The organism is Streptomyces sp. AC558_RSS880 (assembly GCF_019049255.1).
In the GTDB taxonomy this organism is placed as follows: domain Bacteria; phylum Actinomycetota; class Actinomycetes; order Streptomycetales; family Streptomycetaceae; genus Streptomyces.
In genome coordinates this window covers 93,270-109,406 of the sequence record NZ_JAGMUJ010000130.1, presented here as the reverse complement: position 1 = coordinate 109,406, position 16,137 = coordinate 93,270, and the positions used below count along the sequence as shown (strand labels likewise).

The following is a 16,137-nucleotide window of genomic DNA, read 5'->3' as shown; positions in this document are numbered from 1 at the left end:
GCCCCTCACACCGTCGGCGGACCGAAGGTGAGTGGCCCGGTTCACATGGCGTACCGGACCCGCCACCGACACGATGGTCTTCGTCACCGGCAGGCTGGAGGGATCGAGAATGTTCCGCAAGGTGCTGGTCGCCAACCGCGGCGAGATCGCGATTCGGGCGTTCCGCGCGAGCTACGAACTGGGCGCCCGAACCGTCGCCGTCTTCCCGCACGAGGACCGCAACTCGCTGCACCGCCTGAAGGCGGACGAGGCGTACGAGATCGGCGAACCGGGACATCCGGTGCGGGCCTACCTCTCCGTCGAGGAGATCGTCCGCGCCGCGCGCCGCGCGGACGCCGACGCCGTCTACCCGGGCTACGGATTCCTGTCCGAGAACCCCGAGCTGGCCAGGGCCTGCGAAGAGGCCGGCATCACCTTCGTCGGACCCAGCGCCCGGATCCTGGAACTGACCGGGAACAAGGCCCGCGCGGTGGCCGCCGCCCGCGAGGCCGGCGTGCCCGTGCTCGGCTCCTCGGCGCCCTCCACCGACGTCGACGAACTCGTCCGCGCCGCCGACGGCATCGGCTTCCCCGTGTTCGTCAAGGCGGTCGCCGGCGGCGGCGGCCGCGGCATGCGCCGCGTCGAGGACCCCGCCCAGCTGCGGGAGGCCGTCGAGGCGGCCTCCCGGGAAGCGGCGTCCGCGTTCGGCGACCCCACGGTCTTCCTGGAGAAAGCCGTCGTCGACCCCCGCCACATCGAGGTGCAGATCCTCGCCGACGGGCAGGGCGACGTCATCCACCTGTTCGAGCGGGACTGCTCGGTGCAGCGCCGCCATCAGAAGGTGATCGAACTCGCGCCCGCGCCCAACCTCGACCCCGCGCTGCGCGACCGCATCTGCGCCGACGCCGTGAACTTCGCCCGGCAGATCGGCTACCGCAACGCCGGCACGGTGGAGTTCCTCCTCGACCGGGACGGCAACCACGTCTTCATCGAGATGAACCCACGCATCCAGGTCGAGCACACGGTGACCGAGGAGGTCACCGACGTCGACCTCGTCCAGGCGCAGCTGCGCATCGCCGCCGGCGAGACCCTCGCCGACCTCGGTCTGGCCCAGGAGACCGTCACCCTGCGGGGCGCCGCGCTGCAGTGCCGCATCACCACCGAGGACCCCGCCAACGGATTCCGCCCCGACACCGGCCGCATCAGCGCCTACCGCTCGCCCGGCGGCTCCGGCATCCGCCTGGACGGCGGAACCACCCACGCCGGTACGGAGATCAGCGCCCACTTCGACTCGATGCTGGTGAAACTCACCTGCCGGGGCCGGGACTTCGACACCGCGGTGGGCCGGGCCCGGCGCGCGGTGGCCGAGTTCCGCATCCGCGGCGTCGCCACCAACATCCCCTTCCTGCAGGCGGTCCTGGACGATCCGGACTTCCAGGCCGGACACGTCACGACCTCGTTCATCGAGCGGCGACCCGAGCTGCTCACCGCCCGTCACTCCGCCGACCGCGGCACCAAGTTGCTGACGTACCTCGCCGACGTCACGGTGAACAAGCCGCACGGCGAGCGGCCCCGGCTGATCGACCCGCTCACCAAGCTGCCGCCGCTGCCCGCCGGTGAGCCGCCGGCCGGCTCGAGGCAGCGGCTCGCCGAACTCGGTCCCGACGGCTTCGCCCGCCGGCTGCGCGACGCGCCGACCATCGGCGTCACCGACACCACGTTCCGCGACGCCCACCAGTCGCTGCTCGCCACCCGGGTCCGCACCAAGGACCTGCTCGCCGTCGCCCCCGTGGTGGCGCGCACCCTGCCCGAGCTGTTCTCGCTGGAGTGCTGGGGCGGCGCCACGTACGACGTCGCCCTGCGCTTCCTCGCCGAGGACCCGTGGGAGCGCCTGGCCGCCCTGCGGGAGGCCGTGCCCAACATCTGCCTCCAGATGCTGCTGCGCGGCCGCAACACCGTGGGCTACACGCCGTACCCGACCGAGGTGACCGACGCCTTCGTCCAGGAGGCGGCGGCCACCGGCATCGACATCTTCCGCATCTTCGACGCGCTCAACGACGTCTCCCAGATGCGGCCCGCGATCGACGCGGTGCGCGAGACCGGCACGGCCGTCGCCGAGGTGGCCCTGTGCTACACCGCCGACCTGTCCGACCCGTCCGAGCGGCTCTACACCCTGGACTACTACCTGCGCCTGGCCGAGCGGATCGTGGAGGCGGGCGCGCACGTCCTGGCCGTCAAGGACATGGCCGGACTGCTGCGGGCCCCCGCGGCGGCGACGCTGGTGTCGGCCCTGCGCCGGGAGTTCGACCTGCCGGTCCACCTGCACACCCACGACACCGCCGGCGGCCAGCTCGCCACCTACCTCGCCGCGATCCAGGCCGGCGCGGACGCGGTCGACGGAGCGGTGGCCTCGATGGCGGGCACCACCTCCCAGCCCTCCCTGTCGGCGATCGTCGCCGCGACCGACCACTCCGAGCGCCCCACCGGACTGGACCTGACGGCCGTCGGCGACCTGGAGCCCTACTGGGAGAGCGTCCGCAAGGTCTACGCACCCTTCGAGGCCGGCCTGGCCTCGCCGACCGGCCGTGTCTACCACCACGAGATCCCCGGCGGGCAGTTGTCCAACCTGCGCACCCAGGCGATCGCGCTGGGCCTCGGCGACCGCTTCGAGGACATCGAGGCGATGTACGCCGCCGCCGACCGGATGCTCGGACGCCTGGTGAAGGTCACCCCCTCGTCGAAGGTGGTGGGCGACCTGGCACTGCACCTGGTGGGCGCGGGCGTCTCCCCGCGGGACTTCGAGGAGGAGCCGGACCGGTTCGACATCCCGGACTCCGTGATCGGCTTCCTGCGCGGCGAGTTGGGCACCCCGCCGGGAGGCTGGCCCGAGCCGTTCCGCAGCAAGGCCCTGCGGGGCCGCGCCGAGCCCAAGCCCGTCCAGGAGCTGACCGCCGACGACCGCGCGGGCCTGGCGAAGAACCGCCGGCCGACCCTCAACCGCCTCCTCTTCCCCGGTCCCACCCGGGAGTTCGAGACGCACCGGCAGTCCTTCGGCGACACCAGCGTCCTGGACAGCAAGGACTTCTTCTACGGGCTGCGCCCCGGCACGGAGTACAGCGTCGACCTCGACCCCGGCGTGCGGCTGCTCATCGAGCTGCAGGCGGTGGGCGACGCCGACGAGCGGGGCATGCGCACCGTGATGGCCACCCTGAACGGCCAGCTGCGGCCGATCCAGGTCCGCGACCGGGCGGCGGCCTCCGACGTCCCGGTCACCGAGAAGGCCGACCGCGCCGATCCCGGCCATGTCGCGGCACCCTTCGCCGGCGTGGTGACCCTCGCGGTCGCCGAGGGCGACGAGGTGGCGGCCGGTGCCACGGTGGCCACGATCGAGGCGATGAAGATGGAGGCCGCGATCACCGCCCCGAAGTCCGGCACGGTCGCCCGGCTGGCCATCAACCGCGTTCAGCAGGTGGAGGGCGGCGACCTCATCGTGGAACTCGGCTGAGCCGGGGGTCGGCCCGGCCGGCCCGGTCGGCGAGAATGTCGCCGTGGACCGTCTGCTGCACCTCGACCGTACGCTCGACGAGCTGGATCCGCCCCGCTGGGAGGATCCGGCCGCCGACGCGACCCACCTGATCCGCACGGTGCACGAGCTGCGACGCGTGCCGCTGCGCGCACTGCGGCCGGGAGATCTGCGCATGCTCGTCGGGCAACGCGTCGCCCTGCCGTACGTCCTGCCGCTCGCGGTCGGCCTGCTGCTGGAGGAGCCGCTGCTGGACGCGACCTTCTACGAGGGGGACCTGCTGCTCACGGCCGTCGAGGCCCCGCTGTCGGCCTGGACCTTGTTCCCGGACCTGGCCGTGCGGCTGCGCGACGTGATCGCGGCGCTGCCCGCGGAGGCCGTCGCGGATCTGCCGCGCGAAGTGGCGGAGGAGCTCACCCGTTTCGTCACGGGGCCCGCGGCATCCGGCTGATCCGTGCGGGACGTGACCTCGTGTCCCCGCGAACAAGCCTGCGCCGACGAGCTGTGGGACCGTAGATTATGCGTTGGCCAAAACAGCCCTCGAACGACTACGGACGGTACACATGACCGACCCTGCCGCGACGCCAGGATCAGCGCAACAGAAGATCGACACCTCGGTGCCGCACTCGGCCCGGATCTGGAACTACTGGCTGGGCGGGAAGGACAACTACCCCGTCGACGAGGAGGCCGGCGACGCCTACACCGCCGTCTTCCCCGGAATCGTCACCATCGCCCGCAGCAGCCGTGCCTTCCTGCGCCGCAACATCACCTACCTGGCGGGCGAGGCCGGCATCCGGCAGTTCCTGGACATCGGGACCGGGCTGCCGACGGCCGACAACACCCACCAGGTCGCCCAGCGGATCGCCCCCGAGTCGCGGATCGTCTACGTCGACAACGACCCGATGGTCCTGGCCCACGCCCGCGCCCTGCTCTACTCCGCCCCGGAAGGGGCGACCGCGTACGTGGACGCCGACGTACTCGACCCCGACCGCATCCTGGAGGTCGCCGCGCAGACGCTGGATTTCGAGCGTCCCACCGCCCTCATCCTCAGCAACATCCTGGGTCACATAGCCGACTACGACCAGGCGCGTTCCATCGTCACCCGGCTGATGGCCGCGCTGCCCTCCGGCAGCTACCTCTCCGTCAACGACGGCTCGCGGGGCGTCGACCCCGTCTTCGAGCGGGCCCAGGACGCCTACAACGAGAGCGGCGCCGTGCCCTACAACCTGCGCACCGTCGACCAGATCACGGCGTACTTCGAGGGCCTGGACCTCGTCGATCCCGGCGTCGTCTCCGTCCCGCTGTGGCGCCCGGACAGCGACACCCCCACCCCGGAACCCATCGGCGAGCACGGCGGTCTCGCCCGCAAGCCCTGACGTAATTCGCTGGACAACACCGGCTCCGGCGGCGAGCGTTGACGGAATGGAACAAGAGGACATCTGGGACGCTGACGCCGCCCAGCGCTATGACACGTCCGGCACCGGAATGTTCGCGCCCGAGGTGCTGGAACCGACCGTGGACCGCCTCGCCCGGCTCGCCGAGGGCGGGGCGGCCCTCGAGTTCGCCATCGGCACGGGCCGGGTGGCCGTTCCGCTCGCCGGGAGCGGAGTCCCCGTCACCGGCATCGAGTTGTCCCGGCCGATGGTGGAGCAACTGCGCACCAAGGCCGACGAGGCGACGATCCCCGTGATCATCGGCGACATGGCGACCACCGCCGCCCCCGGGGAGTACACCCTCGTCTACCTCGTCTTCAACACCATCTCCAATCTGCTCACCCAGGCCGAGCAGGTCGAGTGCTTCCGCAACGCCGCCCGTCACCTCGGCCCCGGCGGCCGGTTCGTGATCGAGCTCTGGGTGCCCGAGCTGCGCAAACTGCCACCGGGCCAGGCGGCCACGGTCTGGCAGTCCGAGTCCGGGTACATCGCCCTGGACACCTACGACACCCTGCGCCAGCACGTCGTGTCGCACCACTTCCACTTCGACGACAGCCGGCAGGCGCAGCTGTTCCGCAGCCCGCACCGCTACATCTGGCCGGCCGAACTCGACCTCATGGCCCAACTGGCCGGTTTCGAGCTGGAGTCCAGGCACGCGGACTGGGACGGCGCCGCGTTCACCGCCGAGTCGCGTTCCCACGTGTCCGTCTACCGCATCCCGCCCTCCTCGTAACCGCACACCCGTCCCGCGGCACACCCATTACATCGATGAATGCTGCCCACTCGAAGGACTTTGAACTCATCGATGACAAAGTATGGACGAGTTGAGCAGAAGTCTCCTAGCGTGTCGGCCGCAACCGTTGGCGGTTCGCCATTCGGCACCGGAGTTATCCGGCCCTCCGGTCGACTCAGCAGGAGGAAGCATGGACGCACGGCTGTACCGGCGCGCCCGAAGATCCCTGACGGGACTGCTCGTCGGGGCGTTCGTCGCGGGCGGGCTCTGGGGGGCTCCCCTGGCATCGGCCCGACCGGGCTCCGCACCACAGGCCGACGTGCCGCCGCAGGAGCCCGGTGTCACCCTGCGCGTCTTCGACGTGCAGGTCCCGCTCGAGAAGATCTGCACGCTCAAGCCCGGACAGACCCCCAACGTCGACAAGTTGATGCCGACCGTCGACTGGAGCACGACCGGCGACTTCGGCGGGTTCGGCGACAACTTCGTCACCCAGGTCACCGGCAACATCCACGTACCGGCCGACGGTTCGTACACCTTCCGGCTGACCAGTGACGACGGCTCACGGCTGCTGATCGACGACCAGCTGGTCATCGACCACGACGGGCTGCACGGTGCCGAACCCAAGGACGGCGCCGTCCAGCTCACCGAGGGCATGCACGCGTTGCGCATCGACCACTTCGAGCGCGGCGGCGATCAGGTGCTCAACCTCGCCTGGCAGCCCCCGGGCGCCGACGGCTTCGCGACCGTGCCGAACACGGCGCTGAGCACCGACGCCGGAGTGGTCCGGGTCACCGCCCCGGGCCGCAAGGAGTGCGAGGGCTTCCGCGACTCGCCCGGCGACGGCCTCCCGCTCAACTCGGTGCGCCCCGACCACACCCTCACCGACCTGCGCCCCGAGGGCTTCGAACCGCAGGTCACCGGCATGGACTGGCTGCCCGACGGCCGTCTGGTGGTGAGCACCTGGGGCGGCACCGACAACACCGCCGGCGAGGTCTACGTCATGGACGAGGTCACCGGCACCACGGGCCCGGACAAGGTGAAGGCCACGAAGATCGCCGAGGGCCTCAAGGAGCCGATGGGCCTCAAGGTCGTCGACGGCACCGTCTTCGTCTCCCAGAAGCACGAGCTGACGGAGCTGGGCGACAGCGACGGCGACGGCTTCATGGACAAGTCCAAGACGATCGCCACCTGGCCCTACGGCGGCAACTTCCACGAGTTCGCCTTCGGGCTGCTGTACAGCAAGGGCTACTTCTACCTGAACCTGTCCGTCGCCATCAACTACGGCGGCGCCACCACGGACCCGCAGCCCGCACCCGGCCGCGGCGCGACCATCAAGGTCAACAAAAAGACCGGCAAGGTCAGTTACATAGCCGGTGGTCTGCGCACCCCGAACGGCATCGGCTGGGGCCCCGGCGGCGACATCTTCGCCACCGACAACCAGGGCGGCTGGCTCCCCTCGTCGAAGCTGGTCCACATCAAGCAGGACCGCTTCTTCAACCACTACACCAACCCCGCGGGCCCCTTCGACTCCGAGCCGGTGACCCAGCCGGTGCTCTGGCTCCCGCAGAACGAGATCGCCAACTCGCCCAGCACACCGCTCTACCTGACCAAGGGCAGGTTCAAGGGGCAGATGCTGTTCGGCGACGTCACCTACGGCGGTCTCCAGCGTGCCTACCTGGAGAAGGTCAAGGGCCAGTACCAGGGCGCGGTCTTCCGCTTCACCCAGGGCCTCGAGGCCGGCGTCAACCGGATCACCATGGGCCCCGACGGCGCGATCTACGCGGGCGGTCTGGGAGCGGACGGCAACTGGGGCCAGGAGGGCAAGCTCAGGTACGGCCTCCAGAAGCTGACGCCGAACGGCGGCAACACCTTCGACATCCAGGCCATGCGGGTGAAGAAGGGCGGCTTCGAGCTGGAGTACACCCAGCCCCTGTCGCAGGAAACCGCTGACAACCTTGTCAGCCACTACGAGGCCGAGCAGTGGCGCTACACCCCGACGCGCGACTACGGCGGCCCCAAGATCGCCGAGGAGACCCTGGAGGTGACCTCGGCGAAACTGTCGGACGACCGCAGGAAGGTGACCCTGGCCGTCGAGGGACTCAAGCCGGGCCGCGTCGTGCACCTGCGCTCCCCGCGCCCGTTCAGCTCGGCGTCGGGCGAGACCCTGTGGAGCACGGAGGCCTGGTACACGCTCAACGCCATGCCGGGCAAGCAGCCCGAACCGGGCCCGCTGTACGAGGCCGAGGAGGCGTCCCTCACCGGAGCGGCCGGCGTCAACACGGACCACCGGGGCTACTCCGGCAGCGGATTCGTCGACCGGTACGGCACCCAGGGCGCCACGACGACCTTCGACGTCGACGTGCGCAGGAGCGGAACGTACGACCTGGGGCTGCGCTACTCCAACGGCCCCGACCCGTTCCGGGGCACCAAGTCCCTCTCCCTGTACGTCAACGGACGGAAGGTGAAGCAGACCGAGTTCCGCAGCACCGGCGACTGGGACACCTGGTCGACCCAGACCGAGGCCCTGAGGCTGCGCGCCGGGCACAACAGCATCGCCTACCGGTACGACGAGGGCGACACCGGCCACGTCAACCTCGACCTCCTCGCCGTCGACCGGCACGGCAGCCCGGTCACCCTGTTCGACGGCGACGGCCTCGACCGGTGGCAGCACACCGACGGGCGCCCCGTCGAGTGGCCCGTCACCGACGGCGCGATGGAGGTCTGCTGCGGGGACATCCGCACCAAGAACAGCTACGACGACTTCAAGCTGCACGTGGAGTACTGGCTGCCGAAGCTGCCCCCGGACGTGACGGGGCAGGACCGCGCCAACAGCGGCGTCTACCTCCAGGACCGCTATGAGCTCCAGATCCTGGACTCCTACGGCGACACCACACCCGACACCAACGAAGCGGGAGCGATCTATCTGAAGAAGGCCCCCGACGTGAACGCCGCGCGGGCACCCGAGACCTGGCAGTCGTACGACATCGTCTTCCACGCGGCGCGCTACGACGCCGAGGGCGACAAGACGTCGGACGCGCGGGTCACCGTGGTGTGGAACGGCAAGAAGATCCACGACAACGTGACCGTCGACGGCCCGACGGGCGGCGGGATCGCCGAGGGTCCCGCCGCCGGAGCCATCCGGCTGCAGGACCACGGCAACAAGGTCCGTTACCGCAACATCCGTATCGAACCGCTGAGTTAGCGCGCGACGGCCGGGTCCGGTGTCCTGTCGTCCGGCGCGGACGGCAGGACACCGGACGTCTCGTCCGCCGAGGAGTGACGGGCGCGGATCCCGATCATGCCGAAGGCGGTCAGGGCCGCGGCGACGGCCGCCGCCGCGCCGCACACCGGGCAGGCCGTGCCGAAGCCGCTGCCCAGGGCGTCCGGGGCGAGCCCGTGCGCCGGGCGGCAGGCTGTTCACCGCGATCGGCCCGCCCGCCCGGGCGGTCTCGTCCGCCGTGGACGCCTGCCCGGGCGTCAGGTCCGCGCCCGACAGGCTCGCCGTGAACGCCGACCCCACGCCACTGAGGACGACCGCGCCGACGACGACGGAGCCGAGCGTGAAGCCGAGGTCGCGCAGCATGTCGGTGGTGGCGCCGGCCATGCCCGCCGGGCGCGGGGGCACGCTGTTCAGCTTCCACCTGCCGGTGGGCCGCCCCGTCACCCACAAGATCTACCGCGACGCCGTCCGTCCCTCCCGGCTCGTGCTGCCCCGCACCACACGCGGAGCGGCAGACGAGGAACAGCCCCCGAACGCCCGGAGGGCGAGTGTCAGTGCCCGGTGGCACGCTGAGGCCAAAGGGAATCTGCGAAAGGACATCGCGGTGATCACCACTGACTTCGCCCCCGGCTCCCCCTGCATGCTCGACCTCGGGTCCCCCGACGTCCGGGCCGCCGCTGCCTTCTACGGCGCGGTCCTCGGCTGGGACTACGAGCCCATGGGGGACGGGGAGGACATGGAGGGCGGGATGTTCCGCAAGGACGGCAAGATGGTCGCCGGCCTCGGCAAGCTCACCGAGGAGGGAGCGCGTCCGGCCTGGATGATCTACTACACCGTCGCCGACGCGGACGCCACGACCCAGGCGGTGGAGCGCGCCGGCGGCACCGTGCGGGTGGCGCCGATGGACCTCGAACAATGGGGCCGGATGGCACAGTACAGCGACCCGCTGGGCGGCCAGTTCGCCGTCTGGCAGCCGGGGGAGAGCAAGGGCGTCGACCTGGTGGACCAGCCGGGCTCACTGTCCTGGACCGAGCTGTACACGAGCGACGCGGCGGCCGCGAAGGAGTTCTACGGAGGGGTCCTCGGCTGGCGGTTCAGCGACATGGAGATGCCGGGCGGCGAGGGCACCTACACCCTGATCACCCCGGCCGGGCTGCCCGAGGAGCGGATGCACGGCGGCCTCATGGAGGTCGGCAAGGAGGACCTCGCCCTGGCGGGCGGACGGCCGTACTGGCACCCGGTCTTCAACGTCACCGACTGCGACGCCGCGGTGGCCGAGGTCACCGCGAACGGCGGAAGCGTGCAGATGGGGCCGGTCGACGCGGAGGGCGTCGGCCGCATGGCCGTCTGTCTCGACCCCTTCGACGCGGACTTCGTGGTGCTCACCCCGGCCGAGAGCTGAACGCCGGGGACCCCGGGCCGGCCGTCACCGTGCCGATCGCTGCGCGTACACCTCGATCTCGATCTTCATCCGGGGGTCGGCGAGACCGCACACGAGCATGGTGGCGGCCGGCCGGACGTCGCCGAAACAGCGGCGCAGAACCGGCCAGCACGGCTCGAAGTCGGCCCGGTCGGGCAGCAGATAACGCACCCGCACCACGTCGGCGAAGGTGCACCCCGCCTCGGTCAGCGCGGCCCCGATGTTGCGCAGGCACTGCTCGGCCTGCTCCACCACGTCGTCGGAGATGGTCATGGTGGCGTAGTCGAACCCGGTCGTCCCGGACACGTGCACCCCGTCGCCGTGGACCACGGCGCGGGCGTAACCGATCTGCTCCTCGAACGTCGAGCCGCTGAGGACCGTACGTCGTTCCGTCATACGCCGCACGCTAGGTGACCAGCTCCGATACGTCCAATACGGCAACGGTGACGACCTGATATCTCTGGACGTATGACACGCCCGGAGCTTCCCCTGCCGCAGCTGCACGCCTTCCTCGTCCTCGCCGAGGAACTGCACTTCGGTCACGCGGCCGCCCGGCTCGGCATCGCCCAGCCACCGCTGAGCCAGCAGATCCGCCGCCTCGAGGACAAGGTGGGCCATCCGCTGTTCCACCGCGGACCGGGACGCGTCACCCTCACCCCGGCCGGACGCGAACTGCTCCCGGCCGTCCGGCGGGCCCTGGCCGACCTCACGGACGGCCTGTCCGCCGCCCGGGCCGCCGGGAGCGGCCGGTCCGGCCGCCTGCGGATCGGCTTCGCCGCCTCCCTCGCCCTGACGGTCCTGCCCGGCCTGCTGCGCACCTTCCGGCAGCGGTATCCCGACGTGGAGCTGGACATCCGCGAGATGACCACCGCACCGCAGATCACCGCCCTGCACGAGAAGTCGATCGACATCGGCCTGCTGCGCGAGCCGCCCACGGACGAGACCGGACTCGGCTTCGAGACCGTCCTGACCGAGCCGTTCGTGGCCGTCCTGCCCGCGGCCCACCCGCTCGCCGCCCGGCGGACCGTGGAAGTGGCCCGGCTGGCGGACTCGCCGTTCGTGCTCCTGCCCCGCGCCGTGGGCCCACGGCTCCACGACCGGATCACCGGCCTGTGCGCCGAGGCGGGTTTCACCCCCCGGATCGTCCAGCACGCGGTGGAGTGGCAGACCGTCTGCGCCCTGGTGGAAACCGGCCTCGGTGTCTCCCTGGCCCCGGCGAGCATCCGGCGCATCCGCCTCGAGGGCGTCGCCTTCCGTGCCGTCGCGCCCGGTACCGTCCGCACCCGGGTCGCCGTCGCCTGGCGGACGGACGACCCGAACCCCCTGGTCGCCAACCTCCTGGCCACGGTCGGCCGGGAGCCGCGGGACGGTGTCTAGCCGGCCGGGTGCAGCTCGCTCAGGGCGTCCAGCACTTCCTGGTCGGTGACCCGGTGGAAGTCGTCGTACCACTCACCGACCGACCGCACCTGCTGCGGCTGGTACAGGGAGACCACGTCGTCGGCCTCGTCCCGCAGCGCCGCGGCGGTCCCGTGGCCGCACACCGGCACCGCCAGGATCAGGCGCAGGGGATCGCCGCGCCGGAGGTGCCGCAGGGCCGCACGGGCGGTGATGCCCGTGGCCAGCCCGTCGTCCACGACCACGATGCTGTGACCACCGACCTCCGGCGCGGGGCGCCCGCCGCGGTAGACCCGCTCCCGCCGGTGCAGCTCGACCCGTGCCCGGGCCACCTCAGGGCCGAGCTTGTCCTCCGAGAGGTCCAGGGCCCGCATTCCCGTACGGTCGAACACCGGGGGGTCGTCCCCGGCGATCGCCCCGATGCCCACCTCGGGGGATCCGGGAACCCCGATCCTGCGGACCACGAGCACATCCAGGGGAACCTGCATCGCCCGGGCGATCTCCGCCCCGACCGGGACACCACCGCGCGGCAGCGCCAGCACGGTCACGTTCGCGAGATCGCCGCTGCTCGCCCACTCCAGCATTCTGACGGCCAGCTCCTGTCCGGCATGCGCACGGCTCTGGAATCGCACGGCTCGCTCCCTTCCTCGGCCACGGATGCCGGGTAACCGTCATCGGCCCCCACTCACCTGGGGATGTCATGGCGACGAGCCGCGTACCCCTCCGCCGCGCGCCGCGGAATGTGCCCGCCGCCCACGGCACAGTGGAGGCATGAACGCACACGACGAGAACACCCTGGCCCGGGCCCGCGTGGCGACCAGGCTGCCGGCCCAGGACCTCGACCGGGCCCGGCGCTTCTACGCCGAACGGCTCGGCCTGGAACCCGTCGACGAACGGCCCGGTGGGCTCCTCTACCGGTGCGCGGGCGCGGATTTCGTGCTCTTCCGGTCGACGGGAGCCTCCTCGGGCACCTTCACCCAGATGGCGTTCGAGGTCGACGACATCGAAGGCGTCGTGGCGGAACTCAAGCGGCGCGGCGTGGTGTTCGAAGACGTCGACGTGCCCGGGCTCCGCACCACCGACGGCATCGCCGACATCGAGGGCAACTACCCGAGCAAGGGTGCCCGCGCCGAACGCGGAGCCTGGTTCCGCGACAGCGAGGGCAACCTGCTGGGTGTCGGTGAGCCGGTCGTGTGAGGAACGCCGGTGTTCTCAGCGGTCCTGGGACAGGCGCAGGAGGTCGGCGAAGGTGCCGGCGGCGTGGACGAGGTCGTCGTAGGTGCCGTGTTCGGTGATCCGCCCCTTCTCCATGACGATGATGTGATCGGCGATCTTGGTGTTCTCCAGACGGTGTGTGACCACGATGGTGATGCGGTCGCCGGAGATCGCCTTGATCCTCTCGAAGATGCCGTGCTCACCACGCGGGTCCATCTGCGAGGTGGGCTCGTCGAGGATCAGCAGGGGCGGGCGCCGGTACAGGGCCCGGGAGCAGGCGAGGCGCTGCCACTGGCCGCCGGAGAGTTCGGCACCGCCGAAGATCTCGCGGGCCAGGAGGGTGTCGAGCCCGGCGGGCAGGTCCTCGACGGCGTCGCGCATCCCGACCGCGTCGACCGCCTCCCACACCTCCCCGTCGTCGAGGCTCCTCGGCTGCCCCAGCGTCACGTTCTCCCGCACCCGCAGGGGCCACTGGGCGAAGATCTGCGGCACCAGGCCGGTGCAGTCCCACACGGTGGCCGGATCGGCGTGGGCGATGTCGGTGCCGTCCCAGGTGACCCGGCCCTTGTCCGCGAGGTAGATGCCGGTGATCAGCCGGGTCAGGGTGCTCTTCCCGGAGCCGTTCACGCCGACCACGGCGAGGATCTCCCCCCGCCGCAGGGTCAGCGAGACACCGTCGACGGCGGGCCTGTCCTTGCCCGGGTACTGGTACGTGACCTCGTCCAGCCGGATCTCCTCCACCGGGGCCTGGACGGTCCTCGGGCCCCGCTTGGGCGCCCGCTCGGCGGCGTCGTCGAAGAACGCCTGCATGTCGCTGAGGTACAGACTGGTGTGGAACACCGCCGCTCCGTTGACGACGACCTGGGACAGCGCCGCCAGGGTCGTCTGGACCGCGACGACGGCCGTGGCGGCGATGGCCGGTGCGATCCGCCCGGTGACGGCCAGCCAGGCGAGCATCCCCCAGGTGGCGGCCAGGAACGCCCCACTGGCGACGGAGGACAGCAAGGCGATGCGCAGGGTCCGGGGAGCGGCGGCCAGGGACCGCCGGTCGACCCGCTCCGACAGGGCGCGGTACCAGTACAGGAGGTAGTCGGTCATGCCGTTGGCGCGGACCTCGTCCGCGTACTTCGGCGTGGTCGCCCACCAGCGGGTCATCCCGCGCACGTTGCGGTCGGCGACGTTCGCGTAGTGGATCTCGTAGTCGACGCGCGCGGTGAGGACGGCTCCCACGCCGGCCGGGGCCACGGCCAGCAGGAGCAGCGGCAGCATGAGGGGGTTGAGCACGGACAGGACACCGCCGGCCGTGATCATCCTGATCAGCGCGGCCATGAAGCGCTGGGCGTCCATGACCATCACGTGCGTGCGCATCACGCCCATCTCGGCCGCTTCCTGGCGGTCGGAGAAGCCGTCCGTGGCGTACGCCGCGGCCTCGACCCGGCAGACGGCCTCGACCAGCGCCGAGTCGGTCTCCGTGGTCAGCCGGGGCGTGATCCGCCGTTCGGCGTACATGGCCAGGGCCGCCGCCGCGCGGGTGACGGCGCTCGCCGCCGCGACGACGACGAGCGCGGGGAGCGCCCGGTGCAGGCGGTCCGCGACCGTGCCCGCCCCGAGGATCGGACCCATGGCCCTCGCCGTGGCCGCCAGCAGCACCGCCGCCGACACGCCCGTGATCAGCTGGCAGGTGAGGAGCAGGACCACGGCCCGACGGTCGGTCCGCCACGCCATGGCGGTGATCCGGCGCAGGACGGAGGGGAGTTGGGAGCACAGGGAGCGGAAGCCGACCTGGCCGAGCGGGTTGACGGAGTAGTGGCCGGAGTACGTGATCTCGGCGGGCGGCGGGGGCGGGACGGCGCGGGTGTTCTCGTGGGTCAACGGCACTTCTCCCTGCCTGGTCGGTGGCGTGAAGACGACGCACGGAACTCAACGAGACAGGGAGCGGTATCGAAAACAGCCGTTTCGGACGAAGGGCGCGGACCCGGGTGGCCGAAAACCTCGCGCGGCCCGTTCAGAGGCGCGGAGCCCCGGTCACCGACATCACCAGGGAGTACAGGGAGGTGGTGGCCGTGATGAACAGGCGGTTGTTCTTCGGGCCGCCGAAGGCGATGTTGGAGACGGGCTCGGGCACGCGCAGCCTCCCGATGAGGGTGCCGTCGGGGTCGTAGCAGTGCACGCCGTCGTCGAGGGCCGCCGCCCACAGGCGGCCCTCGTCGTCGAAGCGGATGTTGTCGAAGTGGACATCGCCCCGGGCCTCGGCGAAGACCTCGCCGTCGGACAGCGTGCCGTCCTCCCGGACGCCGTACACGTGGATGCGGGCGGCCCGCGAGTCGGAGACGTACAACCGGCTCTCGTCGGGGGACAGGACGACCCCGTTGGGCCCCTCGAACCCCTCCGCGGCGAGGTGGACCTCCCCCGACAGCGGGTCGATCCGGTACACGTTGCACGCGCCGATCTCCGACTCGGCGCGATGGCCCTCGTAGTCGCTGGTGATGCCGAAGTCCGGGTCGGAGAACCAGATCGTGCCGTCGGAGCGTACGACGGAGTCGTTCGGGCTGTTGAGCCGCTTGCCGGCGTACCGGTCGGCGAGGACGGTCACGGTCCCGTCCGGTTCGGTGCGGGTGACGCGGCGGTTGCCCTGCTCGCAGGTGACCAGGCGGCCCTGCCGGTCGACGGTGTTGCCGTTGCTGTGACCGGCCGGGGCACGGAAGACGCCGACCGTTCCGGTGGCCTCGTCCCAGCGCAGGATGCGGTCGTTGGGGATGTCGCTCCAGATCAGCTGGCGCCAGGCGGGCAGATACAGCGGGCCCTCGGCCCAGCGGCAGCCGTCGTACAGGACCTCCAGCCTGCTGTCGCCGTTCGCGCAGCGTCCGGTACGGAAGCGGTCGTCCAGGATGTCGTACAGGCTGCTGCTGGGCATGGCGTCCCCTCGCTGAGAGTGATCGGAACTGGATTATCGACCGTCGGCGACGAACACCCGCAGCGGACTCGGCACGACCGGCCGGTCCGCGCGCCGGTCGAAGGCCAGGACGACGGTGTCGCCGACCCGGATCTCGCCGTGCCCGATCGACCCGTCCTCGGTCGCCACCCGCCCGAGCTCCTCACCGTCGAACGCCCGGGCGACGAAGTCGAGGAACGCCCCGGTGCCGTCGGTCACCACCCAGGGCGCGACGCTGGTGCCCCCTCGGGCGCGGCGCCGGTCCGCCCGGTCATCACGATGTCCTC

13 protein-coding genes and 1 pseudogene are annotated in these 16,137 nt (G+C 71.3%); 8 read left to right on the top strand and 6 right to left on the bottom strand.

Annotated features, from left to right (window positions below):
* Positions 1–109 precede the first annotated feature (109 nt).
* The 5 genes from KUM38_RS30165 (at position 110) to KUM38_RS30145 (ending at position 8,870) form a co-directional block, all read left to right on the top strand.
* Positions 110–3,484 (top strand): pyruvate carboxylase, encoded by a 3,375-nt coding sequence (locus KUM38_RS30165; protein WP_217134455.1) that lies wholly within the window; start codon positions 110–112, stop codon positions 3,482–3,484.
* 43 nt (positions 3,485–3,527) lie between these two features.
* A complete protein-coding gene (locus KUM38_RS30160; RefSeq protein WP_217133988.1) occupies positions 3,528–3,953 on the top strand; it encodes a contact-dependent growth inhibition system immunity protein in 426 nt (141 codons plus the stop codon).
* A gap of 112 nt (positions 3,954–4,065) precedes the next feature.
* Complete coding sequence (locus KUM38_RS30155) at positions 4,066–4,878, top strand: SAM-dependent methyltransferase (RefSeq protein WP_217133986.1); 813 nt, start codon at positions 4,066–4,068, stop codon at positions 4,876–4,878.
* 46 nt (positions 4,879–4,924) lie between these two features.
* Positions 4,925–5,668, top strand: coding sequence for a bifunctional 2-polyprenyl-6-hydroxyphenol methylase/3-demethylubiquinol 3-O-methyltransferase UbiG (locus KUM38_RS30150; protein ID WP_217133984.1), 744 nt, complete (start codon positions 4,925–4,927; stop codon positions 5,666–5,668).
* A 190-nt stretch (positions 5,669–5,858) separates the two neighbouring features.
* Positions 5,859–8,870, top strand: a complete 3,012-nt coding sequence (locus tag KUM38_RS30145) for a family 16 glycoside hydrolase (RefSeq protein WP_217133983.1) — start codon at positions 5,859–5,861, stop codon at positions 8,868–8,870.
* On the opposite strand, the gene KUM38_RS30140 is transcribed toward KUM38_RS30145, so the two are convergent.
* Positions 8,867–9,016, bottom strand: a complete 150-nt coding sequence (locus KUM38_RS30140; RefSeq protein ID WP_217133982.1) for a hypothetical protein — start codon at positions 9,014–9,016, stop codon at positions 8,867–8,869. The two genes, KUM38_RS30145 and KUM38_RS30140, sit on opposite strands and share 4 nt — an antisense overlap.
* Before the next feature lie 476 nt (positions 9,017–9,492).
* On the opposite strand from KUM38_RS30140, the gene KUM38_RS30135 reads away from it, so the two are divergent.
* Positions 9,493–10,290, top strand: coding sequence for a VOC family protein (locus KUM38_RS30135; protein ID WP_217134453.1), 798 nt, complete (start codon positions 9,493–9,495; stop codon positions 10,288–10,290).
* 24 nt (positions 10,291–10,314) lie between these two features.
* On the opposite strand, the gene KUM38_RS30130 is transcribed toward KUM38_RS30135, so the two are convergent.
* The gene (locus KUM38_RS30130) at positions 10,315–10,704 is read right to left on the bottom strand and encodes a RidA family protein (RefSeq protein ID WP_217133981.1); all 390 of its coding nucleotides are present in this window, start codon (positions 10,702–10,704) and stop codon (positions 10,315–10,317) included.
* Between the two features lie 72 nt (positions 10,705–10,776).
* Here KUM38_RS30130 and KUM38_RS30125 point away from each other — a divergent pair, with 72 nt between their 5' ends.
* Positions 10,777–11,685: a LysR family transcriptional regulator gene (locus KUM38_RS30125; RefSeq protein ID WP_217133978.1), complete on the top strand. Its 909-nt coding sequence runs from the start codon at positions 10,777–10,779 to the stop codon at positions 11,683–11,685.
* Here the strand turns inward: KUM38_RS30125 and KUM38_RS30120 are convergent.
* Positions 11,682–12,335 carry a phosphoribosyltransferase gene (locus KUM38_RS30120; protein WP_217133975.1) on the bottom strand — a complete coding sequence of 218 codons (654 nt, stop codon included), beginning with the start codon at positions 12,333–12,335 and terminating at the stop codon, positions 11,682–11,684. The genes KUM38_RS30125 and KUM38_RS30120 overlap by 4 nt on opposite strands.
* Positions 12,336–12,474: 139 nt before the next feature.
* On the opposite strand from KUM38_RS30120, the gene KUM38_RS30115 reads away from it, so the two are divergent.
* Positions 12,475–12,900 (top strand): VOC family protein, encoded by a 426-nt coding sequence (locus KUM38_RS30115; protein ID WP_217133973.1) that lies wholly within the window; start codon positions 12,475–12,477, stop codon positions 12,898–12,900.
* A gap of 15 nt (positions 12,901–12,915) precedes the next feature.
* On the opposite strand, the gene KUM38_RS30110 is transcribed toward KUM38_RS30115, so the two are convergent.
* The 3 genes and pseudogenes from KUM38_RS30110 to KUM38_RS30100 all read right to left on the bottom strand — a co-directional run.
* The gene (locus KUM38_RS30110; protein ID WP_217133971.1) at positions 12,916–14,790 is read right to left on the bottom strand and encodes an ABC transporter ATP-binding protein; all 1,875 of its coding nucleotides are present in this window, start codon (positions 14,788–14,790) and stop codon (positions 12,916–12,918) included.
* Between the two features lie 133 nt (positions 14,791–14,923).
* On the bottom strand, positions 14,924–15,832 hold the full coding sequence (locus KUM38_RS30105; protein WP_217133968.1) for an SMP-30/gluconolactonase/LRE family protein: 909 nt from the start codon (positions 15,830–15,832) through the stop codon (positions 14,924–14,926).
* A gap of 42 nt (positions 15,833–15,874) precedes the next feature.
* A pseudogene (locus tag KUM38_RS30100) lies at positions 15,875–16,125 on the bottom strand (VOC family protein); the annotation flags it as partial.
* Between the last annotated feature and the right edge of the window lie 12 nt (positions 16,126–16,137).